Source organism: Kocuria massiliensis (assembly GCF_900169715.1).
Lineage (GTDB): Bacteria > Actinomycetota > Actinomycetes > Actinomycetales > Micrococcaceae > Rothia > Rothia massiliensis.
In genome coordinates, this window is sequence record NZ_LT835160.1 from 77,573 (window position 1) to 101,002 (window position 23,430).

The 23,430-nt window shown below is 59.2% G+C and carries 22 protein-coding genes and 1 tRNA gene; 5 read left to right on the top strand and 18 right to left on the bottom strand.

All coding sequences use genetic code 11. From position 1 onward, the window contains the following. Nucleotides 1-95: 95 nt before the first annotated feature. The 3 genes from B9Y51_RS01885 to B9Y51_RS01895 all read right to left on the bottom strand — a co-directional run bounded on the left by B9Y51_RS01885 (nucleotide 96) and on the right by B9Y51_RS01895 (nucleotide 2,289). Complete coding sequence (locus B9Y51_RS01885; RefSeq protein WP_085528605.1) at nucleotides 96-404, bottom strand: YlxR family protein; 309 nt, start codon at nucleotides 402-404, stop codon at nucleotides 96-98. Between the two features lie 132 nt (nucleotides 405-536). Next, complete coding sequence (gene nusA, locus B9Y51_RS01890) at nucleotides 537-1,544, bottom strand: transcription termination factor NusA (RefSeq protein WP_048679218.1); 1,008 nt, start codon at nucleotides 1,542-1,544, stop codon at nucleotides 537-539. Between the two features lie 121 nt (nucleotides 1,545-1,665). Further along, nucleotides 1,666-2,289 carry a ribosome maturation factor RimP gene (locus tag B9Y51_RS01895; RefSeq protein WP_158088231.1) on the bottom strand — a complete coding sequence of 208 codons (624 nt, stop codon included), beginning with the start codon at nucleotides 2,287-2,289 and terminating at the stop codon, nucleotides 1,666-1,668. A gap of 122 nt (nucleotides 2,290-2,411) precedes the next feature. Between B9Y51_RS01895 and B9Y51_RS01900 the strand changes: the two genes are divergently transcribed. After that, the gene (locus B9Y51_RS01900) at nucleotides 2,412-3,455 is read left to right on the top strand and encodes a hypothetical protein (RefSeq protein WP_085528607.1); all 1,044 of its coding nucleotides are present in this window, start codon (nucleotides 2,412-2,414) and stop codon (nucleotides 3,453-3,455) included. Nucleotides 3,456-3,469: 14 nt separating this feature from the next. Here the strand turns inward: B9Y51_RS01900 and B9Y51_RS01905 are convergent, their stop codons facing one another. The 10 genes from B9Y51_RS01905 to rpsB form a co-directional block, all read right to left on the bottom strand. Then, nucleotides 3,470-5,278, bottom strand: coding sequence for a proline--tRNA ligase (locus tag B9Y51_RS01905; protein WP_085528608.1), 1,809 nt, complete (start codon nucleotides 5,276-5,278; stop codon nucleotides 3,470-3,472). Nucleotides 5,279-5,362: 84 nt separating this feature from the next. Then, nucleotides 5,363-6,289: a GNAT family N-acetyltransferase gene (locus B9Y51_RS01910; protein WP_085528609.1), complete on the bottom strand. Its 927-nt coding sequence runs from the start codon at nucleotides 6,287-6,289 to the stop codon at nucleotides 5,363-5,365. Between the two features lie 16 nt (nucleotides 6,290-6,305). Further along, nucleotides 6,306-7,652, bottom strand: coding sequence for a M50 family metallopeptidase (locus tag B9Y51_RS01915; protein ID WP_048679228.1), 1,347 nt, complete (start codon nucleotides 7,650-7,652; stop codon nucleotides 6,306-6,308). 111 nt (nucleotides 7,653-7,763) lie between these two features. Further along, nucleotides 7,764-9,611: an ABC transporter ATP-binding protein gene (locus tag B9Y51_RS01920; RefSeq protein WP_085528610.1), complete on the bottom strand. Its 1,848-nt coding sequence runs from the start codon at nucleotides 9,609-9,611 to the stop codon at nucleotides 7,764-7,766. Between the two features lie 95 nt (nucleotides 9,612-9,706). Then, entirely contained in the window at nucleotides 9,707-10,333 is a 627-nt protein-coding gene (locus B9Y51_RS01925) for a DivIVA domain-containing protein (RefSeq protein WP_085528611.1), read from the bottom strand. 26 nt (nucleotides 10,334-10,359) lie between these two features. Continuing rightward, the gene (locus tag B9Y51_RS01930) at nucleotides 10,360-11,211 is read right to left on the bottom strand and encodes a phosphatidate cytidylyltransferase (RefSeq protein WP_048679236.1); all 852 of its coding nucleotides are present in this window, start codon (nucleotides 11,209-11,211) and stop codon (nucleotides 10,360-10,362) included. Next, nucleotides 11,211-11,768, bottom strand: a complete 558-nt coding sequence (gene frr / locus B9Y51_RS01935) for a ribosome recycling factor (protein ID WP_048679237.1) — start codon at nucleotides 11,766-11,768, stop codon at nucleotides 11,211-11,213. The genes B9Y51_RS01930 and frr overlap by 1 nt, the downstream gene beginning before the upstream one ends. A 160-nt stretch (nucleotides 11,769-11,928) precedes the next feature. Beyond that, nucleotides 11,929-12,663 carry a UMP kinase gene (pyrH, locus tag B9Y51_RS01940; RefSeq protein ID WP_048679239.1) on the bottom strand — a complete coding sequence of 245 codons (735 nt, stop codon included), beginning with the start codon at nucleotides 12,661-12,663 and terminating at the stop codon, nucleotides 11,929-11,931. 116 nt (nucleotides 12,664-12,779) lie between these two features. Then, complete coding sequence (gene tsf, locus B9Y51_RS01945; RefSeq protein ID WP_048679241.1) at nucleotides 12,780-13,610, bottom strand: translation elongation factor Ts; 831 nt, start codon at nucleotides 13,608-13,610, stop codon at nucleotides 12,780-12,782. A gap of 110 nt (nucleotides 13,611-13,720) precedes the next feature. After that, on the bottom strand, nucleotides 13,721-14,563 hold the full coding sequence (gene rpsB, locus B9Y51_RS01950) for a 30S ribosomal protein S2 (protein ID WP_048679244.1): 843 nt from the start codon (nucleotides 14,561-14,563) through the stop codon (nucleotides 13,721-13,723). 534 nt (nucleotides 14,564-15,097) lie between these two features. On the opposite strand from rpsB, the gene B9Y51_RS11455 reads away from it, so the two are divergent. From B9Y51_RS11455 to B9Y51_RS01965, 3 genes are all read left to right on the top strand, one after another. Continuing rightward, complete coding sequence (locus tag B9Y51_RS11455; RefSeq protein ID WP_425432056.1) at nucleotides 15,098-15,469, top strand: M23 family metallopeptidase; 372 nt, start codon at nucleotides 15,098-15,100, stop codon at nucleotides 15,467-15,469. A 138-nt stretch (nucleotides 15,470-15,607) separates the two neighbouring features. Next, on the top strand, nucleotides 15,608-15,826 hold the full coding sequence (locus B9Y51_RS01960) for a helix-turn-helix domain-containing protein (protein ID WP_143467958.1): 219 nt from the start codon (nucleotides 15,608-15,610) through the stop codon (nucleotides 15,824-15,826). 460 nt (nucleotides 15,827-16,286) lie between these two features. Further along, entirely contained in the window at nucleotides 16,287-17,024 is a 738-nt protein-coding gene (locus B9Y51_RS01965; protein WP_085528614.1) for a hypothetical protein, read from the top strand. A 180-nt stretch (nucleotides 17,025-17,204) separates the two neighbouring features. Here the strand turns inward: B9Y51_RS01965 and B9Y51_RS01970 are convergent, their stop codons facing one another. The 4 genes from B9Y51_RS01970 to B9Y51_RS01985 form a co-directional block, all read right to left on the bottom strand. Then, on the bottom strand, nucleotides 17,205-17,567 hold the full coding sequence (locus tag B9Y51_RS01970) for an NIPSNAP family protein (RefSeq protein ID WP_245826022.1): 363 nt from the start codon (nucleotides 17,565-17,567) through the stop codon (nucleotides 17,205-17,207). A gap of 436 nt (nucleotides 17,568-18,003) precedes the next feature. After that, nucleotides 18,004-18,080: transfer RNA gene (locus B9Y51_RS01975), tRNA-Ile, on the bottom strand. A 125-nt stretch (nucleotides 18,081-18,205) separates the two neighbouring features. Continuing rightward, nucleotides 18,206-19,390 (bottom strand): glycosyltransferase, encoded by a 1,185-nt coding sequence (locus tag B9Y51_RS01980; RefSeq protein ID WP_048679375.1) that lies wholly within the window; start codon nucleotides 19,388-19,390, stop codon nucleotides 18,206-18,208. A gap of 198 nt (nucleotides 19,391-19,588) precedes the next feature. Next, nucleotides 19,589-20,470 carry a phage holin family protein gene (locus tag B9Y51_RS01985; protein ID WP_085528615.1) on the bottom strand — a complete coding sequence of 294 codons (882 nt, stop codon included), beginning with the start codon at nucleotides 20,468-20,470 and terminating at the stop codon, nucleotides 19,589-19,591. A 766-nt stretch (nucleotides 20,471-21,236) separates the two neighbouring features. Between B9Y51_RS01985 and B9Y51_RS01990 the strand changes: the two genes are divergently transcribed. Then, the gene (locus B9Y51_RS01990) at nucleotides 21,237-22,370 is read left to right on the top strand and encodes a GmrSD restriction endonuclease domain-containing protein (protein ID WP_085528616.1); all 1,134 of its coding nucleotides are present in this window, start codon (nucleotides 21,237-21,239) and stop codon (nucleotides 22,368-22,370) included. A 99-nt stretch (nucleotides 22,371-22,469) separates the two neighbouring features. On the opposite strand, the gene B9Y51_RS01995 is transcribed toward B9Y51_RS01990, so the two are convergent. Then, a complete protein-coding gene (locus tag B9Y51_RS01995) occupies nucleotides 22,470-23,108 on the bottom strand; it encodes an HD domain-containing protein (RefSeq protein WP_085528896.1) in 639 nt (212 codons plus the stop codon). Nucleotides 23,109-23,430 lie beyond the last annotated feature (322 nt).

Consider the following 23,430-nt stretch of genomic DNA (forward strand, 5'->3'; position numbering starts at 1 on the left):
GTGTGCAAGCACAGTGAAGTACTCATTGCGCGGCACTCATCGGGTTTCCATCGGTTTTCTTCTCGCTTTCTTCAGGCTGGCGCCCGTTGATTCAGCTAGGACTGGTCCTCGTGTGCTGTGGAGCCGTGGGGTGGTCGAAAGATCGACTCCCACTGCACCAATAGGTCACTGGTATCCACCGGGGCACGAAAAGATCGAGCAAATGCTTTGGTCTTCACGGCCCGGTCGAGGCATTGCCTTCGTGGATGCAACCAGGCCCCTCGCCCACTGATGACCCCATGCGGGTCAAGGACGACGACGCCCGTTCGCTCCGGTGGCCTTTGGAGGACCACACGTACTAGTGCGGTGCGATCATCGGTACTGCGGCAACCTATGCACGTCCGAATTCCGGCTGGGGAAGACATCAACCCTCCCCTTTCCGACACGATCGTGCCCGGTGGGTTACCGGGCAGAGTCGATGATCTCCCCCAGTCTATCCCCTATCCGGCCTTTTCCCCCAACGATGGAGGAGGTTCACCCGGTCACTGTGAGGACGATTACTCGGTGACTCCCGGGCGATCCTCGATGTGAACGGCTTGCGCCTTGGACTGAGCGACGATGTCGATGCGCCAATTCGTCAGCTTGGCCGCGAGCCGGGCGTTTTGCCCTTCTTTGCCAATCGCAAGGGAGAGTTGGTCGTCGGGAACGATCGCGCGAGCCTGGAACCGCCCCTGCGGATCGACTTCTACCGAGGCGACCTTGGCCGGGCTCAGCGCACCTGCGATGTACGCGGCGGGGTCGTCGGAATAGCTCACGATGTCGATCTTTTCGTTATTCAGTTCAGAGGTCACGGCGCGCACTCGTGATCCCATCTCGCCGATGCACGAACCTTTAGCATTGATGCCCTCACGGGTGGCCCGGACGGCAATCTTCGTGCGGTGTCCGGCTTCACGAGCGATCGACATGATCTCGACGGAACCGTCCTCGATCTCCGGAACTTCGTGCTCGAAGAGTCGACGCACCAAGTCCGGGTGTGAACGAGACAAGGTGATGGACGGTCCTTTGAAACCGCGTCGGGCCTCCACCACGAAGGCACGGATACGAGACCCGTGAGGATACGATTCGCCCGGAACCTGTTCGTGCGGAGGCAACACACCTTCCACGGTTCCGAGGTCAACCTGAACGGTGTCGAATCGCCCGCCCTGTTGCACCTGGCCCGAGACAAGTTGCCCTTCGCGATCCCGGAAGTCGCCAAGAACCTGGTTGTCCTCAGCTTCGCGAAGACGCTGGAAAATCACCTGACGTGCCGTGGCGGCAGCGATACGCCCGAAGTTGCGAGGGGTGTCGTCAAATTCCCCAATGACTGTGCCGTCTTCGTCGATCTCCGGGGCCATGATGGTCACATGTCCACTCGAACGGTCGACGACGGCGCGCGCGTTACGAATCGCACCGGGATTCTTTTCGTAGGCCAGCAACAGAGCAGACTGAATCATCTCGATCAGTTGATCGACGGGGATATCACGCTCCTTCTCCAAGAGTCGGAGGTTGCTCATATCGATGTCCATTGCTGGCCTTTCTTAGCTCTGTGTGCCACAACACCGGGGCGCTGAGCGTCCCGGCGCTTGGCCTGGCCCGGCGGCTTCCGCCGTCGACCTCAGTGTTCCGACCTATTCTAGCGGTCTGTACCTAGTGGTTGAACTCAATTTCCACATGGGCGGACGCGACGTCGCTCAGGCGAATCTCTTCCTGATCTCGGTATTTTTCCGGAACGCCCTTTGGCGTATTCACTTTGCGAGCGATTGTGGCGGTGGTGCCATCGGTCTCCTCGAGGCGGGCTACGAAGTTATCCCCCTCGGTGGTCCGCACCGAAATCAAACGGCCGCGAGCTCGCTTCCAATGCCTCGATTCGGTGAGGGGGCGCGTGGCACCCGGCGAGGTAACCTCCAACAGATAGGCGTCCTGGGGATCGTCCTCCATGCCGTCGAGGGCCTCCGACATGGCTTCGGACGCCTCGGCAATCGTGTCGAGTTCGACGCTGCCCACTTCGTCTTCGTACAAATCCACCACGACCGTGAGCGTCTGGCTGTTTCCAGCGCCCCGGGCGGTCACGTCCTCGATGACGAGGTGGAGTTGCTCCGCGACGGGCTGTAACTTCTCCCGAATTTCGTCCAAGCTCACGCTGTCCGCGAGAGAATTTCGGGGATGCGATTGGTCCGAGAAGTGTGCGTTGGCCTTTTCTCGTGCCAACCGACGTCGTTCGCGCGAGGTGTTCTTACCGCGTGCCGAAGACTTCGAGGTGTTGTGAGCCAAGAGACCTCCCCATCGTGATGTATTCCTGTTCTCGTCACAGGGTACCGTGGCCCGCCACGATACCGGACGTGCGATGATGGTGAGTTGCCACCGGAACCAGCGTAGGAGAGAAGTTCACTCAGATGAGAGCCACCTTCAGCAAGACCCTCTTCACGATCCTTGTGGTGGTGCTCCTGGTCCTTGGGGCGATCGCCGGGTACGCCGCCTGGCGACTCAACCGAAACGACGGCAACTACGACGCACAACGCGAAGCGGCGGCCCAGCTCAAAACCCTCCAAGAGAGTCTCCGGAATACCGACCTGCCGCAGGATTCGCGAGACGCGCTGAATTCAGATCTCTCGACCCAGCTCAAGGCGCTGAACCGCACTGCGGTCGACGAAGCACAGGCAGATTCTCATGCCACGCCCACGACCCGTGCCAACGCAGGCAAGAATCTCGACGACGCCGCCGAACGGCTCTACGCGCTCGCCGGGACCCCAGGAATCGAGACGGATGAATCCGCCGTCCTGATCTCTATTTCCGTGAGCCAGTGGTCCTCAGCTCGCCTGATTGACGGCTCCATCTCGGACCTTGGCAACCCAGATTCGGCTGGGTCCCAAAGCCTGAGCCACATGACGGGTCTCTCCCGCGGCGACTCTTTCGAAGGATCTGGCTTGTGCCCCGCGGTATCCGAACAAGAATCGGCCTCGGCAAGCAATTCAGCGTCGGCCTCCCAGGCACCCGACGCCCAAGATTCCGAGGAACTCGCCTCGCTCCTCAAGGGCCTCTATCGCTCCACCTGGGCCGAGTCCTACTACCAGGCTCGCTCCGATGTTGATGGGATCCCCGACTCGACGACGCGGTTGGTCGGCGAATCCTCCTCCATCCACGACGACCAGCTTCGGTCCTTGCGAGCTGCACTCGGAAAGAGCTGTTCTTCCATCCCTCAGCCGAAGGCCGCTTACTCCATCGAGGATCACGGGGAACAGAATCCCGCTCAGATCCTCGCCGATCAGGCGGAATATCTGGCGCAACAGTCGCTCTCGGTGGTCAAGTCTGATCCTGCGGCCACGGGTCAAGCGACGGGTCCAGCCTCGTGGCGGGCGTGGGGCACCACGTCCTTGGCTCTCAATACCGCGCTGGCGGCACGAGAGACTTCGGACGTTCCGGCCCTCCCCGGGGTGTGACCCCGGGGAAAGCATCACGAGGCGTCGGAGCGGACGTCCTTCAAGACCTCTTGCGTGACGGCCTCGACGTCGACCTCGCGGGCTTCGCCGGTAGCGCGGTCCTTGATTTCGACCTTGCCATCTTTGAATCCTCGTCCGACGACCAAGATCGTGGGAATTCCCAAGAGTTCGGCGTCACCGAATTTCACCCCTGGAGAGGTCTTCGGCCGGTCATCGAACAAGACGTGGAGTCCGGAACGCTCGAGTTCGGCGACGATGCTCTCGGCACCATCCATGATCTCTTCACCCTTACCGGCGGCGACCACGTGAACGTCCGCCGGCGCAAGATTGCGCGGCCAGATCAACCCACGGTCGTCGTGGTTGGATTCGGCGATGGCGGCGAGCGCGCGCGTCACACCAACACCGTAGGACCCCATGGTGACGGTCACGAGCTTGCCGTTGGAATCCAGCACTCGTAGACCCAAGGCCTCAGCATACTTTCGGCCCAAAGCAAAGATGTGGCCCATTTCAATGCCGCGTGCGGTGTGCAGTGGACCGGATCCGTCGGGAGCCGGGTCGCCCTCGCGAACCTCGCAAGCCTCGACGACGCCGTCCCACGTGAAATCGCGGCCCGCGACGAGGTGGTACACGTGACGGCCTTGCAGGTTGGCTCCCGTGATCCAAGAGGTGCCCTCGGCAACTCGGGGATCCACGAAATAAGGGATGCCGGTGGAGGATTCCGTGCCCAAGGTCGCAGCTTCTAGGCTCAGGCCTGGCCCGATATAGCCCTTGACCAGCATCGGGAAGCGTCGTAGTTCTTCGTCTCCGGCTTGGGCGACGTCGATCTCCCCGCCCACTCCGAGCGCATCGCCCAGGCCGGCTTCCAATCGCTTGAGGTCGACACCACGATCTCCGGGAACGCCCACCGCAACCATCTGCTTGTCGCCGGTCGGCAGGGTAACGGAGACGAGGAGGTTCTTGAGGGTATCGGCGGCGGTCCATTCGCCGTCGTCCCGCGGATGTAACGCGTTGGACTGGGCAACCAAGGTGTCAATGGTGGGCGAATCCGGGGTTTCCTCGACATGCGCCGAAGGCAGATTCGTGTGATCGATCGCCTCGGGGGCAACGGTGGTGACGGCCTCGACGTTGGCAGCGTATCCACCCTCGGAACGGACGAAGGTGTCCTCACCGACGGGGGTGGGATGCAAGAATTCTTCCGACCGCGAGCCGCCCATGGCCCCCGACTGGGCACGAACGATCACGATGTCCAGGCTGAGCCGTTGGAAAATGCGCTGGTACGCGCCGCGGTGAGCGAGATAGGCCTCGTCCAGGCCCTCGTCGTCGACGCTGAAGGAGTACGAATCCTTCATGATGAACTCGCGCCCTCGCAGGAGACCTGCGCGCGGTCGGGCTTCGTCACGATACTTGGTTTGAATCTGATAGAGGGAAACCGGCAAGTCTTTGTACGAGGAGTACATGTCCTTGACCAGCAACGTGAACATTTCCTCGTGGGTGGGAGCCAACAGGTAGTCGGCCCCCTTTCGGTCCTGCAGCCGGAAGAGGTTTTCCCCGTATTCTTCCCAGCGATTCGACGTTTCATAGGGCTCGCGCGGCAGAAGCGCCGGGAAATGAACCTCTTGGGCACCGATCGCGTCCATTTCCTCGCGCACGATGGTCTCGACCTTATTCAGAACCTTGAGGCCCAGAGGCAACCACGAATAGATGCCGGGAGCGGCCCGGCGAATATATCCTGCACGCACCAACAGCTTGTGGCTGTCCACCTCAGCGTCGACGGGGTCTTCACGCAGGGTGCGGAGGAAAAGCGAGGAAAGGCGAATGGCCAACTAACGTATCCGTTTCTCTGATTTGACGTTCTTCTTCTGCCCAAGTCTAAAGGAGGCGACCCACCAGTACATACTGGTCGCTCATCACAGCAGAATCGTCGCGAATGACCCGACTTCTTCGAAGCCCACGGCCTTGTACAACGCCCGCGCGGGAGCGTTGTAGTCGTTGACGTACAGGCTGATGGTCGGGAACCTCGGGCGGATCAATTCACAGGCTCGAATGAGGAACGGCTCCGAGAAGCCCTGTCCTCGGAGGTCGGGAGCCAACCACACGCCTTGCAACTGGCACATGCCGTCAGCCGCCAGGCCTAAGTCAGCTTTGAATACCACTCGACCGGTCTCGTCCCGGGCCAGAACGCTGCGGCCGGCCCGGACCGTATCGCGGACCCTCTGCGTGTAGCCTTCAGGGTCACGGCCCAACGGCGAATAGCCCACTTCTTCGGTAAACATGGCCACGCTGGCCGGTAGAAGTGCTTCAAGGTCGGATTCGAGGCCCCACCGCACCTCGGGAAGTTCGACGGCGGATTCCTCCACCGATTCCCGTCGACTGTTCGGGCCCAGCACCATTAACGGCTGGTTCGGTCGCACATCGAAGGGTGTGGGGAATCCACCACGGAGCCACTCCCACAACGGCATCACGTACTCGGCCGGGCCAAAAAGAGACGCGGTATTTTTTCGGCTTCGCAAAATGTAGTTGGCAACTCGGGAAAAGTGCTTTGTTTCCAGATGGAGTGGAACGATGTTGACGCCAAACCACACGCATCCCCGGAGTGTGGGGATCTGGTCTTGACCCGTCGGCTCGAAGACTCCCAAAAACGGCGAGGCTGAGTGCATTTTCGTCAGAAAACTCGGACGAGGCAGTCCGATCCGCTCGTAGTGTTCCAGGGGAAAGAGGTTGGCGACGGGCCGATCGTGAATCATCGTCAGCAAGGCATCGGAATCTTCCACGGTCAGCGGGCGCACCGTCGGACCCGTTACACGGTCCGCATGCTGTGTCCAGAATTTCACCACGTCACGTCATCCACAATCAGAAAATCTTGACGGGGTCGAAGATATCGGCCGCGATGAGAAGCACGGACATACCGATGAAGGCGATGGCGACGACGTAGGTCAGCGGCATCAAACGGATGGGGTCGAAGTGGCCAGGGTCCGGCTTCTTGCGGAATCGAGCCCAACGGCGTCGGATCCCCTCCCACAGCGCCCCGGCCACGTGTCCGCCGTCGAGCGGTAGCAATGGGATCAAGTTGAAGACGAACAGGCTGATGTTCAAGGTTCCGAGAACGGATACGAGGTATGCCACTTTGGCGTCGGTCGTGATGTTTTCAGTCGACGCGACTTCACCGGCCACTCGTCCCACGCCAACCACCGACATCGGCGAGTCCGCCGGCCGTTCCTTGTCGGTAAACAGGGCCGTCCCTACATCCCACAGTCGAACCGGAAGTTTGATGATCACTCCCCCGATTTGAGTCAGGGTCTGACCCAGCACGGGAGGAACGTCCGAGATGCTCCCCGGCGTCAATTCTTGCCGCGGACCAATGCCGACGAATCCGACGTCGTGGGTTTTGTATTTGCCGTTGGCGTCCTTGACCGGGGCTCCCGAAGCATCAGTGACCGGACGGGGCGTGATGATCGGGGTAATACTGGTCTGAATCGTGGAACCGTCTCGGTCAATGGTCATGGGTACGGTCTGGCCGCCGTGCTCCGAGATGAGCCGACTCAGCTGGTCCCAGGACGTGATGTCTTCCCCGGCGAACTTCACGACTTTGTCGCCAGGTTTCACACCTGCTTTTCCGGCAGGTGACGCCGGGTCCTTTGAGGTGCAGGTGGAGGATCGGTTCGTGTCGCCAACGTCGACCGTATGGACGCATTGACTCACGGAACTCACGTTCGTCGTCGGCTGGCTCGTACCGAAGGCCATGACCACCACCGACAAGCAAACGACGCCAATCAGCAGGTTCATCAAGGGGCCACCTAGCATGATGATGATGCGCTTATGAATCGGTAGCTGGTAAAACTGGCGGTTTTCATCGCCGGGTTGAAGCCTTTCGGCTTCCATGCTCCGCGTCTCCGTGGCCATTTGCTGAAGAAGGCCCGTTGAATCGGCCGTGATTTTTTCGCCGTTTCGATCCGGCGGATACATGCCAATCATGGAAATGTAGCCACCCAGCGGGATCGCTTTGACGCCATATTCGGTTTCACCGCGTCTCCGGGAAAACAGCGTCTTGCCAAAGCCGATCATGTATTGCGTAACTCGCACGTTGAAGAACTTGGCCGGGAGCAGGTGCCCGACCTCGTGCAGCGCAATCGACACGGCGATACCGAGGGCCATGACGACGACGCCGATCACGAACATGAGCCACGACCCGCCCAGCATGTGCGAAAAATCCACCAGTGAATTCCCGTTCTTCGTTCCCTTGGGCTTTTCGCCCCGGTCGATTCTACGTGGCCATGCCGCAAGAGACGTGGACGATTCCTGAAAGCATCCCTAGCCGACGATCCCGAATTCCCGAAGACGCTTACGGTCCGCGGAACTCGCCGACATTTGCAGCCGCAATAATTCGGAATAGATCCCACCGGACTGAGCGAGCTCACCCGGGGTTCCCATCTCGATGATCCGACCATTCTCCAACGTGACGATCCGGTCCACCGCAGAAATGGTGGAGAGCCTGTGGGCAATGATGAGACTCGTTCGCCCTTCCATCAGTCGGTCCAGGGCATCCTGAACGATCCGTTCCGATTTGGTGTCCAAGGCGCTCGTGGCCTCGTCGAGAATCAAGATCGGCGCATCCTTGAGGATGGCCCGCGCGACGGCGATCCGTTGCTTCTGGCCACCCGAAAGTTTGAGGCCACGCTCCCCAATGAGGGAGTCGTACCCATCCGTGAAACGACGAATGAACACATCCGCGTTGGCCTGGCGTGCGGCGTCAACGATCTCGTCGCGCGTTGCATCCGGCTTGGCATAGGCAATATTTTCCGCAATCGTTCCGGAGAACAGCGACGCGTCTTGGAAGACCATGCCCATCGTGGAGCGAAGTTGTCCCAAGGTCGACGTCGAGGTGTCGAAACCGGCGACCTGCACAGAGCCGGTGGACGGCGTGTACAGGCCTTGCAGGAGGGACATCAACGTCGATTTTCCGCCGCCCGACTCCCCCACAAACGCGATCTTTTCCCCTCGCCGAACGCTGAGATTGATATCGCGAAGCACGGGGTCTTCGCCGCCGTAAGCGAAATCGACGTCGTGGAATTCGATCACGGGGTCCGGCAATTCGTGGTTACTTGGCCTGCGTGGTCCTTCCTCTGAGGACTGCACCTTCTGAATGGTTGACGTGACCGTCGGGGGAATGACCGAGGCCGCCCGTGGGTCGTCGGGCAATCCCATGACCTCAAAGTATTCGCGGGAACCAGCGATAGCCCGCTGCGCCGAATCGATGATCCACGACAACATCGAGACCGGTTGAGACGCCATGGCCATGAGCTGAATCATGAGCACCATGTCGCCGAGCGAGAATTCACCCGTCAAGGTCTTCCAGAAAATGAGGAGGTACATCGCGAAGAAGACGATGTTGAGGATGGAACGCCGGTACACATCCATGGTGTGCCAGTGCCTCGACTGGGAACGAGTCAACGACACCGTCGATGTGAAGTGCTCGGCAAATCCGGCGAGTTCACGCGCTTGCGTTCCGAATGATTTCACAACCCGCAGCTGCGAGATGACCTCATTGAAACGTCCGCCGGCCAGATCGACATGCTCGTTCTTGTCCTTCTCCCAGCCTTGCCACTTTTTGCTGGTCAGTCCCGTGAGCCACAGGTACGTGGGATAGATGATGAGCAGAAGCACGGCCAGCGGCCAGTAGTAGATGAACATGACCACGAGCACGGCCACGGTGCTGACGATCATCGAAAAGAAGTTATTCGACATCGACTTGATGAAAAAGGTGACCTCGGCGATCGAACGATTCAGCCGTGACACCACGGTGCCTGTGAGCTGACCGTCGAAGTAGCTTTGCGGGAGGCTCAGGAGCTTATGAAAATAGCGCGTGGACAAGAGCGAGCGCATTTTCTGCCCCATGATGTCGCCTTGATATCCGCCGTAATTCGACACGACGGTCATCAGCAGCTGCACCACAAGATAAAGTCCAGCGAAGGTGAAGATGATCCGGACCGTCGAGCCGCCATCGCCGTTGAGCGCAGCGACCACGGCGTCCGTCGCAAATTTAAGGACGAAAGGCGTGGCCAAAGAGGCAACGGCCGTCAGTACAGAACAGGCCAAAATGATGACGTAGTACGGCCACAGAGAGCTCGTGGCCCGCATGATGCGAAAAATGCTTTTCATGGCGTTCTCCTTTCAGGATGTCCCGCGCCCCCGAAAGGATGACGACGGCGGCGATTTCCGGTGTGGTGGTCCGGCCGCAATCCGTCGTCGCGCGGTTAACGCAACGCCTGAATCAGCTGGATGGCGGTGTCAAGAAAGGCATCGACCTGGACTTCATCATAGGCGTGTTTCCGGGTCGCGGTTCGGAATGAAGACCGCCGAATCACGGACGGTTCCACGTGGCTCTCCGTGCGGAAATATTCTTCGAGGCGGTCACAAAGATCGTCGACATCACCCACGAAATATCCTTCGACGCGCCGGTGAGCGGGACGTCGGAAGCGGTTTCCGCGCTCACGGGTAAGACGCCCCATGACGAGGTCGGCCAAAGCGGCGGAGTGCTCGTGCCAGGCTTGATCACCTTCGCGACGACAGTACGCCACCTTTTCGGCCTCCGCGAATCGGTCCTCATAGGCGTCCAAGAGATCGTCGACGTCGTGTGGGTCGTAGCCGCCTCGTTCCCGCTCGAAGGTGACCTGACGAACCTCAGCGGCACCTATGGTTTCGACGGCGGGATCTTCGGCCCATCGGGCGAGAGCGTCGTCGAAACGCTCGATCGCGGCGTCGACTGCCGAGGCAGAGTAGCCAGTCTCTCGGTGACCGACTCGACGTACCGTGCCGGGGTCCCGACGAGCTGAAATATCGCCGTTGGAGTCCGCTGCGGTAGCGGCCCTTGATCCATTCATGCTTTCTCCAAATTCCTGTGGTCGGCTCAGACGAGCAGAACGGCAAAGATGACATATCCGATGGCCGCGGCAAAAACGATGGAGTCGAGCCGGTCCATGACACCGCCGTGTCCAGGAAGCAGATTGCTCATGTCTTTAATACCGATTTCGCGTTTCACCATCGATTCGGCAAGGTCGCCGACCGTGGAGACGATGACGAGGAGTACCGCGATCACGATGCCGTGCCACCACGGCTGGTGAAGGAGGAACAGCGCACATAGCGTCCCCACGATCATGGAACCGATCATGGAGCCGGCGAAGCCCTCCCAGGTCTTTTTGGGACTGATACGTGGGGCCATGGGGTGTTTTCCGAACAAGACGCCCGCGATGTATCCCCAGGTGTCGTTGCCGATGGCCATCAAAACGATGGTGAAGACCTTGGCTGGTCCGTCCACGTCGCGAAAGATGAGTACCGCGAGGGCCAACATGAACGGCACCCAGCTCATCACGAAGATGCCGCCCATGATGGAAAACAACATGCCATCTTTGCGCCCGAAGGCTCGCCACAGCGTGACGAGACTGACCGAGCCCAGCACAGAGAGGATGAGCGCCTCTCCCCCACCAAAATAGGCGGCGAAGGGAAGCAGTCCACCCGTGATCACCGCCGGAATCAGTGGAACGCGCATCCCCCGCTTATGGTTGAGGGATTGCCCGACCTCCCACGTGCCGACGGCCGCTGCTACAGCTGCGAATGCCACGATCACCAACGGGATAAAGAACAACCCGATGATGACGAGGGCCACCAGAGTCACACCGACTCCGATGGCCGCCGGAAGATCACGTCCGGCCCGAGATTTCTTCTTCTCGGGTTCGGTCGACGGCGCGCTGGATGAAGTCATCAGACCGCCAGGAGCTCAGCTTCCTTGCGCTTCAGCAATTCATCGATCTGGTCGATGTGCTTTTTGGTCTGCTCTTCGAGTTCCTTTTCCGCACGGCTACCCTCATCTTCACCGGCGTCGCCGTCCTTGACGGCTTTCTCGATGGCGGACTTGGCGGTGCGGCGAATGTTGCGCACGGACACGCGAGCGTCTTCCGCTTTGCCCGAGACCATGCGGACGTATTCTTTGCGTCGTTCTTCGGTCAGTTCCGGCATGACCACGCGGATCACGTTGCCGTCGTTGGCCGGGTTGGCCCCGAGGTCAGAATTACGGAGGGCCTTCTCGATATCACCGAGGGCCGACTTGTCATAGGGGGTGATGAGCAGCGTGCGGGCCTCAGGGTTCTGGAACGACGCAAGCTGCTGGAGCGGAGTCGGAGCACCGTAGTAGTCCACGAGAATGCCCGAGAACAACGAGGGGTTGGCCCGACCGGTTCGCACCGACGCGAAATCCTCCTTGGCGGAATCTACCGCCTTGCCCATCTTCGTTTTGGCTTCTGACAGGGAATCTTCGATCACTTCGGTCTCCTCATTCGTGGGGACTCGCTCTCGGACGAGTCGCTGTGGCGGCACCGCGCCTTCTGCTCAGTGGCACAAGGCAGCGACGGCCGAATTCTCCGTACTCCAGTTTAGCGATGCGTCAACGAACGTCGCGAACTCTGATCACCGATGCCGGATCTTACGTCGTCACCAGGGTTCCGATTTCCTCGCCAAGAATCGCGCGCGCCACGTTGCCTTCACCCTGCATGCCGAAGACCCGCATGGTGACGTTGTTGTCCTTGCACAGGCTGAAGGCCGTCTGGTCCATGACGCGGATGTCGCGGCGCAAAGCCTCGTCGTAGGTCAAGTGGTACAGGCGCTCGGCGTCGGGGTCCACCTTCGGGTCGGCGGTATAGACGCCGTCGACGCCGTTCTTAGCCACCAGCACCTCGTCGGCACCGATTTCCAGCGCACGTTGCGCTGCAACGGTATCGGTCGAGAAATACGGAAGCCCCGCACCCGCACCGAAAATGACCACTCGGTCCTTTTCCATGTGCCGGATCGCGCGGCGCGGAATGTAGTTTTCCGCCACCTGGGCCATCTCGATCGCCGACTGCACGCGGGTGTCCACGCCGGACTGCTCCAGGATGTCCTGCAAAGCCAAGGAGTTCATGACGGTGCCGAGCATGCCCATGTAGTCAGCTCGAGAACGGTCGAGCCCCGCGGAGGAGAGCTCGGCGCCGCGGAAAAAATTCCCTCCTCCGACGACGATGGAGGTCTCCGCCTGGCCGACGGTCGAAGCAATCTGCTCCGCGAACTTGCGCACCACGCCGGTGTCGATACCGACTCGGCCGCCACCAAAGACCTCTCCCGAGAGCTTCAATAGGACCCTGCGGCGCTGTGGTTGCGTGGACGTTGCGGAATTGACGGACATGGATCCTCCTGGGCTATGGGCCCCAATTTCTCGTGTGCTTGCTACTGGTGTTTAGCTTACGCAAAAAGGGGGCGTCCACACGCGGTGGACGCCCCCCTTCACATCATCAACAATGATTAGTTGCCGACGCGGAAACGAACGAAACCGGTTGCCTTGGCGCCAGCTTCCTCGAGAACCTGCGCCACGGACTTCTTGGAATCCTTGGCGAAGTCCTGGTCGAGAAGGGTGTTTTCCTTGAAGAAGCCCTTCAAACGGCCCTGAACGATCTGAGGAATGATCTTCTCGGGCTTGCCCTCGGAACGAGCGGTCTCTTCAGCGATGTGACGCTCGGACTCGACCTGGTCCTCCGGAATGCCGGACTCATCCAGGTACTTCGGGGCCATTGCGGCGATGTGCACGGCGACGTCGTGCGCAACTTCGTCGGTGTTAGCACCGTCAACAGCGAGCAGAACGCCAACCTGAGCAGGGAGGTCCTTGGAGGTCTTGTGCAGGTACATCGCGACGTTTTCGCCCTCGAGGCGTGCCACGCGACGAACGACGACCTTCTCGCCCAGCAAAGCGCCGGCCTCGGTCACCTGCTCCTCGACGGTCTTGCCGTTGGAAGAAGCCTTGAGGAGATCCTCGAGGGTCTCAACGTTGGCCTCGACGGCGGCATCGAGAACCGAATTGCCGAAATCGATGAACGGGGCGGACTTGGCCACGAAGTCGGTCTCCGAGTTGACCTCGACCAAGAAGCCGACGCCGTTCTCGACGCGAGCGGCAACGAGACCTTCCGCGGTAGCGCGTCCCTCGCGCTTGGTCACGCCCTTGAGGCCCTTCACGCGAATGATTTCGAGGGCTTTCTGCTGATCTCCCTCGGCCTCGTCCAGGGCCTTCTTGACATCGAGCATTCCGGCACCGGTGCGCTCGCGGAGAGCCTTGATGTCAGCTGCGGTGTAGTTCGCCATGTGAACTCCTTTTATTAGTGTCTGGAACACGTGGACGCGGGGCCGGGCCGGAATGGCCCGGCCCCGCGGAAACTGGGCGGTTCACCGTGCGGCAAACCGATCAGCGTGAATTAGTTGGAAGAGGTTTCGGTCTTCTCGGCGGATTCGGTCTCGGAACCCTTTTCAGCTTCGGCGGCCTTCTGTGCCTCGTGCTGCTCGAGGAGTTCCTTCTCCCACTCTGCCATGGGCTCCTCCGGCGCGTCTTCCTTACCGGACTGTTTCTTGTTGCGCTCGAGGAGGCCCTCGGCGACGGCGTCGGCAACGACGCGGGTCAGCAAGTTCACGGAACGGATGGCGTCGTCGTTACCCGGGATCGGGAAGGCGACTTCGTCCGGATCGCAGTTGGTGTCCAAGATGGCGACAACCGGGATACCGAGCTTCTGGGCCTCGTCGACCGCGAGGTGCTCCTTCTTGGTATCGACGACCCACAGAAGGGAGGGGGTCTTGGTCAAGTTGCGGATACCACCGAGGGTCTTCTCGAGCTTCTCAAACTCGCGACGCAGCAGGAGCAGTTCCTTCTTGGTGTACTGCGAGGCGGCGACGTCGTCGAAGTCGACCTGCTCGAGTTCCTTCATGCGCTCGATGCGCTTGGAAACCGTGGCGAAGTTGGTAAGCATACCGCCCAACCAACGGTGGTTCACGTACGGCATGTTGACGCGAGTAGCCTGCTCGGCGATCGCTTCCTGAGCCTGCTTCTTGGTGCCGACAAACAGGATGGTTCCACCGTGAGCAACGGTTGCCTTGACGGCCTCGAACGCGCGGTCAATGAATTCCAGCGACTGCTGAAGGTCAATGATGTAGATGCCGTTGCGCTCGGTGAAAATGAAACGCTTCATCTTCGGGTTCCAGCGGCGGGTCTGGTGACCGAAGTGGACACCGGAATCGAGAAGCTGGCGCATTGTTACGACGGGCATGTCGTCTCCTTTGTGATGACGCGTCCCAGGTACCTTAGGGGCCCGCATCATCGTCGTAGTTATCGGTTTTCATGCTGAGGACATTTCCACAACATTCCTGGTGATCGTCGACGCCTGTCGCATTCAAGAACGCGACGGACGAGAACCCGCCGTCACCGGCACCTGGAGGCAACCGGACCGTTGGCGAGCGCCGCTTCCGAGGAGAAACGCGGCGATCACGCGAAGTCAGTGGACACACTTATGCCACTGCTTCGGCCACTATACCGCACGAATAGCCGCAAACAGGCCACTAATTTCCCGATTCAGATCACACTTATCCACAATGTCTGGTCCTCAGCGTTCGATGGAAGCACTCGCGTCCTGTCTATGAGTTTTCGTGGAGCCATGTTCCGATGCATCGTTGTATCCCTCATCGCCATGCTCACGGCACTGGCCTCGTCGTCTGTCACGTCAGCGTCGGCAGCATTGTGGTCGTGGCCGTTGGACCCGGCCCCCGCCGTTCTGCGCGCCTTCCACCGACCAACACACCCATGGATGTCAGGCCACCGAGGCGTCGATCTAGCGGCCCGGTTCGGTCAAGAAATCCACGCCCCAGCCGACGGCGTCATTGTGTTTACCGGCCGGGTGGTGAATCGGACGGTCATTAGCCTCAAGGTGAAGTCCGGTCACCGCATCAGCTTCGAACCAGTAGCTGACCCTGCCCCCAAAGGGAGCAAAGTTCGTGCGGGCGACGTCATTGCTCGCCGAGACCCAGCCATTCCCCATGAACCGTGTGGACCGTGCCTCCATTGGGGCGTTAGGGATAGCGACGGCTACGTCAATCCCCTACTTTTTGTCGGCGCGTCAGCACATTCCGTCTTGTGGCCACTCCCGGCTGCTCGACCCTCAGGAAATAACCCAGATTAATGGCTGCACATAGCGACACGAACAACACCACAATTACACCGAAATCCATCGCCGGGCGCTTTCCAGGAAACAATCCCATAGTCTGGCTATAGGACTACAACCCACCGAGACCACGCCGTGAAAGGACACCGGACTCTCGTGACCCAACACTTCGTCAGCCGGCATAAAGTTGCCGTTGCCCTCGGCATGACCCCCGCCGCCATCCAACAGCGTCACAACGCTGGCACCATGCCTCAGCCCGATGCCATACTCCACGGATCCAAAGGATCCGAATGGTTCGGTTGGAAACGTGAAACCATCGAAGAGTGGGCACCGAAGATCGGACGCACGGCTGACTGGACCCGTAGCGCAACGTAGATACGGCCGAAAAAGAATAGCCCCGCAATATTCCACCCTTCGAGGACTCGTAGCAATCTGGATACAAGCCACTCGTCAGGGATCACGAACTGAGCACTAAAGGCTTCGACACCCTTCCCGTCGCGCGCACTCGATTCACACCGGAAGCACACGGTGAAACGAAAAATAAGGAAGACTAGGGGTTCAGGGAGCCGACTCTCAGCTCAATTCCGGAGCTTCATCAGCTACCACCTGGCTCTTGGGACTCATGATTTTGCCCACATCTCGCGGCTGGAGGTCAATCCCAGTGAACTCTGGAAAGCGGCCCGATGCCGTGTTTGTGCGCCAATTTATGTGCGAGTCAACTCAATCCTGTGACCGCCACGCCATCGGCGCCTCCAGAGTCACCCCATGTCAAACACGATCGGACCTAGTAGTGTCTGGTTCTACAAAACCGAAAATCTAGCTTTGGGGAGCCACCATGCCCAGTTCGCACATCACTCGCCGACGCCTGGCCCAAGGGGCGGCCTGGTCTGCACCCATGATTTTGGCCGCAGGAGCCGTTCCGGCCCACGCGGTTTCTATCTGCGATGAGGTTTCCTACGCGCCTGCGCTCAACTCGAACACCGTGACGCGAGCCAGCGACTCATCGGCCACTGGGGCTTTCAACCCGGTCACACCGGTCAACTCCCCCACCGGCCCGGTGAAGCCGACCGTTGCCGTGGCCTTCCAAGCCACCGCCTTGGGAGGCAAAGCTCTTCAAGCATCACAGAACCTCGCTGTCGCTGGCCAACAGCAGGCTCTGGGATACAACGGCGCCGGAGACCTCGCCACGAACGGTCTCGAACTGATTCAGAGCGGCCCTATCGGTTACGCGGCTCGCCAAACGCTCACCATCACCTTTGACCGGCCGGTCAAGAATTTGGCCTTCACGATTGCCGATCTTGACCAAGCCGGATATTTGGACCAAGTTGCATTGTCGGGGTCTCCCACGGTTTCGAACGGATCCAACGTCAGCGGAGCGGGCACTACAACCTCCCCGCTCGGTCCAGCGACCAACGTGGGCGATCGCAAATCCGATGACGTCACGACTCGCAGCGATATTCGCTACTCGCAGCCCGTCACCTCGGTAACTATAGATTTTTGGAGCAAGCAGGGAATCGGTAGCCAGCAGGTTTTTATAACCGGCATGAGCTTCACAGCTAGCACCTGCCCGTAAGGGTATTTCAGCGTGCCACCCCGTTATGGCGCATAGGCGATTTCCTCGAAGCGCCGAGAGGCATTCTGACAATCATGAGGCATATGGTTAGCTCTCTGATGAGAGTATGGCGTGCCTGATTGATAGCGTATGTTTTCGTCAATTCGGTATTGATCTTGAGCTTTCGATCCCCTCGATAGGTCATTGACCGCTGACCTCGTCAGGCGCAAGTAGGGGCCTCATGAATGTTCGCTCGTATCGGATCACGCATTGCGATTTATCACGGATTTTGTTTGCTTCGATGAATTCGGGATCAGTGTCGAATCTGGATCGATATTGTTCATAGGCGGCTAGGCTATTGAAGCTGAATAGTGCTTCGGCACGGTCGCTAGCGCCTTCGGAGGGGAGGAAGTAGCCGTGATGTCTCCCTCCGTGCTTGTTGACGAGTCTGATCCATTCTTTGGCAAAGCGCTCGAAATCCTGGAGTTTGTTCGGGTCAATGGTGTAGTGCACGACACAGGTAATCATGGCCTGACGGTAACACCGTTGATCGTCAGACTGCATGCCCCGCTTCCACAGGCCTGCATACTGTCTTTCACTGCCAAGGCGTTAGAGCGTCGCATTAGTGAGCGTGGTTGTGTTTCCATCCGCTCTCGGTGCTTGGCGGGATCCGAATAATTTTTGGAAGTAGTTGCGCCAACAGTTAGCCGGTTCAAAATTCGAATAGGTGCATCATCGCACCATCAGGTCCACGATGGCAACACTGTTAGCTCACACGGATAGCTTGAAGGCCGCTTCTGCTCAATAGGCTCTTTCGTCGCAGGAAGTCACCATGAGGCACTATATGGCGGAATTGCAGGATACCCCGGACGAATCCTTAGCGCCGGAAGTGCTAGGAAATGCGGCGAATCGTAAGTGATGGGTTTGCGCTGGATTCCGGGCTGCCTGACATGTTTGAAGCCCGCCATATCGGGCTACTTCCCTGATATGACGGGCTTTTTGGTAGGGGGTGCGGGGCTTGAACCCGCGACCAAAGGATTATGAGTCCTCTGCTCTGACCAGCTGAGCTAACCCCCCGTAGTGGCACTCGCCCGGCCAACGCGAGGTTGGACGGACGGCTCCCCAGTTTACCGCATGATTGTTGCTACCTTGACACCATCAGAGCCGTGAAGGCAGGCGCGAGAAGCCCCTGGGTCAGCGAACTACCGTCCTTCCGGTCCACGATATTCGCCTCGGTACATCGCTTCGAATGCGTCCCACGTTTTCTCAACCGAATGCTTCTGAACTATTTCGTGGCTTACCTCGCCCATGCGGCGTCGTTCTTCGTCCGACGCCGTCAAGACGGCCGTCAATTTCTCGCTGAGGTCCTGAGGGTCACCGGGTTCGAACAGATATCCGTTCTCGCCTTCTCGAACGAGGTGCGGCAACGCGAGGGCGTTAGCCAGGACGACCGGTCGAGAGGCAGACATCGCCTCCAGGCTCACCAGGGATTGAAGCTCGGCGGTGCCCGGCTGGCAAAAGACGTCGGCCCGAAGGTAGCCCTCCCTCAGCTCCGCGTCCGAGACAAAACCCAAGAAGTGGACACGGTCTTCGACTCCTGCTTCACGCGCGACTCGTTTGAGTTCATCCTCAATTTCGCCCGTACCGGCGAGCTCAAGGTGAACCTTCAAATCTGCGGGCAATAGTGCGACAGCCCTGATGAGGACGTCAATGTTTTTCTCCACGGCAAGACGTCCCGCGAAAAAGACCACAGGGTGATCCCGTTTCTTGACCTCTTCGCCCGGAGCCAATTCGTATCGGGCTGCATCAATACCGTTAGAGACCGGAATGACCGGCGCCCCAAAGCCGTGGTCGTGCATGGCTTGAGCCCCAATGGGGGTCGGCGTCGTGACATAGTCGGCCCGGCCCAAAACCCGTCCCATGTCTTTCCAGGAACAATAGGCAATCACCTTGAGAGCAATATCCGGGAACGGCAGGAATGGATTGAGGTTTTCAGGCATAAAGTGATTTGTGGAAACCAGCCGAATTCCCCGCCGTTTGCAGGCCCACGAAATCATACGGCCAATAATGTAGTGGCATTGAATATGCACCACATCCGGCTGGACCTCGTCGAGGATCTTCCCCACTCGACGTTGCATTTCCCAGGGGAAGCACAACCGGTAGTACGGATGGGTCGGCGGATTATGGGAACGCAGGCGGTGTTCGTGAATTCCATCGATCTCGATGTCATACGACGGCCCGTCCGAAGAACGACCTGCAATCACGTGAACCTCATGGCCCCGGTCCCTCATCCCGACGGCGAGACGGTGACCAAATTGGGCCGCTCCGTTGATATCAGGCGGATAGGTGTCCGCGCCGATCAGGATTTTCAGGGGTCTTGAGTTCATGGATATCTGTCATTCCGTTGGCTCAGTATGGAACAGGGATGAAGTTAATCCCCCATAGTCTATCGGCCGGAACCTCGTGCAACCCAACCACTGCACACGAGGTGTTCATCATGAATCGTCGGCATGATCCACATAACGACGACGCCCGCCCTCCAGGGAGGAGGACGGGCGTCGTTGGTGCCGTTGGAGCGGCTTGGCCTACTTCTTGAACAAGCGACCGAGGAACACGAAGAATGCGCCCACGGAAACCGCCAGGGCCGTCAGTGGCTTCCAACGTGCCTTGAGATTGTCGGGATCGGAAACATTCGCGCCCAAGTTGGATGCCGCGGCCTTGGCGCGGTCAGGGGCTGACTTGGCATCCTCCGAGGACTTCTCAGCCAGGCCAGTGGCCGAGGACTGAACCGAGGAGAACTGCTGGCCAAAGTCGTCCCGCAACGACTTGAGGTGATCGCGGCGTGCCTTGGTGCGCTGCTCGAGCTGGTCCTGTGAAGGCTGCGGCGTCTCCGGAACCTCGTTGGAACGCTTCTGACGCTTCTTCTCTTCCTTGGCCTGACGCTTCTCTTCGGCCTTTGCTTCTTCCTTTTCCTTCATCTCGCGACGCACGCGGCTTGAAGTGTAGGAAGAGCCTTCCTTGGCAACGCCAAGGTCATACAAGAAGCCGAAGATCGCGGATTCCGGCTTGAGCGGCAGCTGCGACTTGATGCGCAAAAGACCGATCAAAGCAAAAATCGCCAAGAGAACGATGAACAGCGCGGCGAAAAGCAACGCCGACAACCACAGCGGCATGACCGTTGCGAGGCCTGCAATGGCCGCAGTGATCAGCGCGATGACCGCGAACAAGAGGAAAACCAGGCCGACGACGACGAATGCCGCCCCCACGCCGAGCTTGATCCCCTTATCCTTCATTTCGAGCTTGGCGATCTGCAGCTCATCTTTGATCTGCTTCGGTCCCAGCCGGGACGCAACCTTGCCGATCCCCAAAACCTGGCTAACCCCGGCCTTCAGGGAGCTCAAGCCACCCCGGTAGGAACGGGGCTTATGTTTCGTGGTGGTCTCTCCGTGATTGATGGAGTGAGACATCAAGCCTCCCTAGTGAATGCCGATGGATTTCACAGCTAAACCTATCACTGACTGTGACTTTGTCAGTGCTGCACTGCGCGAGAGCTTCCAAATATTCATGCGGGTGTGATCCTTCGACGAGATCAGCCGTTCACGGTCTTCGTCCTCGATCGACGCTAGCGGTTCCCGCGGACTTCGAAATCCCACCTTTGGAGCACACCCAGACGCAGGTTCCTAAGTCCCGACCTGGGGGCGTTAGACCAAAAAGTGGGGACGGTCGGAGAGGTCATGAACGAACCTCTAGAAGGTTATGTTTCGGCGCATCAAAATTCACCACACATTGATATAACCGACATCTCATCAATGTTTCGCTTTTGGTGTTGAATCCCAAGGACTGAGACGAGTACTCTGAGCTACGTCGGTAGGGCCCGACGGCCGCGCGACGAATCGGTCCCCCAAGTTGATTCGTCACCCCGCCAAAATAATCCCTAGGCGCCCCGGTTACCCCCATAGCATCCGGGGCGCCGCCTTAAACTCCATGCTCCAAGCACGATCTAACCGTGCAAATTCTGATGGCATAATAGGGATTTTGATTCCGAGTATCAATTCGTGACGTCATCCCGTTACTGCATATCCCAGCGAAGACTCTTCGATTCGACCGGTCTGTCAAACGTCAATTCATCCGTACTGACCAGTACGATCATGCTGATACCACTCGCACCGTAGAAAGTTCCTGATGTCTGCTTCCTCCAACCCACCGGGCCCTGCGCCAAGAACCACATCCTCAATGTCCGGCAAAAAGAAGGGATGTCTGGGATGCCTCGGTTGTGGCGGTATTCTTCTGGTTCTTCTCCTCATCATCGGCATCATTGGCGCATTCTTTGGCCCCCACGATTCAAAGCCGGAGAGTTCACCGAGCACATCGTCCACGAGTAGCTCAGCCACTTCGCCCTCCCCCTCGTTGACGCCGTCGCCGTCGCCCACACGGGAATCCTCGGCTCCGAGCCAGAGTCCCTCTCCAAGCTCCACGAAAATCGACACCGGTACGACCGCTCAAGGGGACGCGGCGAAAACTTTGGCTAGCTTGCCCGTGAAGGGACGAGCCCCCAAAACTGGATATTCCAGGGAGCAATTCGGCCAAGCTTGGGCCGATGTGGACCACAACGGTTGTGACACCAGGAATGACATTCTCAAACGAGACATGACCGATGAGACCTTTAAGCCAAATACTGGGGACTGCAAAGTCACGCACGGCACGTTAGCCGACCCGTATACGGCGACCGAGATTTCCTACACCGCTGGACAAGATACGAGCTCAGCAGTGCAGATTGATCACGTCGTCGCGCTGTCCAACGCGTGGCAAACGGGTGCCCAGCAGCTAGACGCCGACACTCGCGAGCATCTTGCGAACGACCCGCTGAATCTTCTCGCCGTGGACGGCCCAGCCAATCAGCAGAAATCCGACGCTGACGCGGCCACCTGGCTGCCTGGCAACAAGGGGTACCGGTGCCATTACGTGGCCCGACAAATCGCCGTGAAAGCCACTTACCATCTATGGGTCACGCAGCCTGAGCGTGATGCCATGACCGGAATTCTCCAGGGATGCCCCGGTGAGCCGTTGCCCGGACGAGATGCCGGCCCGACCGTCGATGTCGCCCCGACTCCGACACCGGCCCCAACGACGCAGGCTCCAGCCGCGCCCACACAGGCACCCGCTCCCCCAGCAGCACCGGCACCCGAGCAACCACAGGCGCCCGAGGCCCCCGCCGAACCGGCGCCTCCGCAGGAAGGCAACGTTTACTACCCGACGTGCGCCGCAGCTCGCGCCGCAGGCGCTGCGCCGATTCACCAAGGCCAACCTGGTTACAGCCGCAAATTGGACCGCGACGGCGACGGTGTTGCCTGCGAGGCCAAGTCATAGCCTGTGACTGCATGCGACCAGCGCTAGAACCCCGCTGTCGACCCACAACGCCCCGGCCCTATGGGACCGGGGCGTTGTGGGTTTTCGTTTTCATCGAATCTATTCAGGCCACGACGAATTCTTAATGACCTCCACAAAATCTCCCCTGCGGAATCCCGGAAGGAAGTGAGCCAAGACGTCCGCTTTAACATTTCCGAACGTGGTCTCCGGTCGATCTTTCAAACCGTCGGTAAAGGCGGCCAGAATCTGATTCTTGAAGTCCGGGCGCGGGTGGGCGGCAACTACTTCAGAACGGTCCGCCTCACTGATGTCGTCATAACCCACGCCCATCACGTCGAGCTCCACACCCCGGGTCACTAAGGCCACCTCCGGTGGCATATGCAACGGAATCTCGGGGGTGGTGTGAAGTGCTATGCCCTGCCAGACTCGGTCGGCGGCGTCGTCGGCAATTCCTCGGTTAACTAAGAAATCACGTGCCACGTCGGCCGCGTCTATTTCGAAGCGCTGATCAGTGGTTCGATACCTCGGGGTGAGACCGAGGTCGTGAAACATCGCCCCCACGTAGAGCAACTCTGGGTCCCAGGTCAGTCCGAATTCTTGGCCTCGCAACGACCCGAAGAAATAGACGCGACGGCAATGATGGTAAAGGACGTCGTCGGCCGCGTCCCGGACCAGCTCGGTCGCTTCCCGAGTGAGATCTGTATCCGGGACGGTGATGCCTGCAATGGTGTCGGTCATAATGCCCTCCAGAGCTGAGATGTGGTTCGTCGATGAGCCTGTCTCGCGATTCTTCCCGATCAAGATGGACGAAGCCATACCTGCATCGGTTCGAATTATTTCGAAATGCAATTATCTGCACCCTCTCAACCTGATGCCCCGGAAGTTTTAGAAGTGGGACTCAAGACGGGAATGAACCATTGGCGCCAATTAATCATTGGGGCCATAGTTTCCAGAATCCCTCGGATTTTGACTTAGGTTTCAGGTGCGGACACGACTTTTCTTGCCGCATACCGAAGGTGTTTCGCAGTGGTGAACACAAGCTTTACTAAGTTTTCTCAAG

What these genes read in the sequence shown, in the direction of transcription:
- B9Y51_RS01885 (WP_085528605.1), bottom strand. Translation starts at nt 404, where the DNA reads ATGTCTTCCCCAGCCGGAATTCGGACGTGCATAGGTTGCCGCAGTACC.
- nusA (WP_048679218.1), bottom strand. Translation starts at nt 1,544, where the DNA reads ATGGACATCGATATGAGCAACCTCCGACTCTTGGAGAAGGAGCGTGAT.
- B9Y51_RS01900 (WP_085528607.1), top strand. Translation starts at nt 2,412, where the DNA reads ATGAGAGCCACCTTCAGCAAGACCCTCTTCACGATCCTTGTGGTGGTG.
- B9Y51_RS01915 (WP_048679228.1), bottom strand. Translation starts at nt 7,652, where the DNA reads ATGCTGGGCGGGTCGTGGCTCATGTTCGTGATCGGCGTCGTCGTCATG.
- B9Y51_RS01920 (WP_085528610.1), bottom strand. Translation starts at nt 9,611, where the DNA reads ATGAAAAGCATTTTTCGCATCATGCGGGCCACGAGCTCTCTGTGGCCG.
- B9Y51_RS01925 (WP_085528611.1), bottom strand. Translation starts at nt 10,333, where the DNA reads ATGAATGGATCAAGGGCCGCTACCGCAGCGGACTCCAACGGCGATATT.
- B9Y51_RS01930 (WP_048679236.1), bottom strand. Translation starts at nt 11,211, where the DNA reads ATGACTTCATCCAGCGCGCCGTCGACCGAACCCGAGAAGAAGAAATCT.
- pyrH (WP_048679239.1), bottom strand. Translation starts at nt 12,663, where the DNA reads ATGTCCGTCAATTCCGCAACGTCCACGCAACCACAGCGCCGCAGGGTC.
- tsf (WP_048679241.1), bottom strand. Translation starts at nt 13,610, where the DNA reads ATGGCGAACTACACCGCAGCTGACATCAAGGCTCTCCGCGAGCGCACC.
- rpsB (WP_048679244.1), bottom strand. Translation starts at nt 14,563, where the DNA reads ATGCCCGTCGTAACAATGCGCCAGCTTCTCGATTCCGGTGTCCACTTC.
- B9Y51_RS11455 (WP_425432056.1), top strand. Translation starts at nt 15,098, where the DNA reads ATGTCAGGCCACCGAGGCGTCGATCTAGCGGCCCGGTTCGGTCAAGAA.
- B9Y51_RS01965 (WP_085528614.1), top strand. Translation starts at nt 16,287, where the DNA reads ATGCCCAGTTCGCACATCACTCGCCGACGCCTGGCCCAAGGGGCGGCC.
- B9Y51_RS01970 (WP_245826022.1), bottom strand. Translation starts at nt 17,567, where the DNA reads ATGCAGTCTGACGATCAACGGTGTTACCGTCAGGCCATGATTACCTGT.
- B9Y51_RS01980 (WP_048679375.1), bottom strand. Translation starts at nt 19,390, where the DNA reads ATGAACTCAAGACCCCTGAAAATCCTGATCGGCGCGGACACCTATCCG.
- B9Y51_RS01985 (WP_085528615.1), bottom strand. Translation starts at nt 20,470, where the DNA reads ATGTCTCACTCCATCAATCACGGAGAGACCACCACGAAACATAAGCCC.
- B9Y51_RS01990 (WP_085528616.1), top strand. Translation starts at nt 21,237, where the DNA reads ATGTCCGGCAAAAAGAAGGGATGTCTGGGATGCCTCGGTTGTGGCGGT.
- B9Y51_RS01995 (WP_085528896.1), bottom strand. Translation starts at nt 23,108, where the DNA reads ATGACCGACACCATTGCAGGCATCACCGTCCCGGATACAGATCTCACT.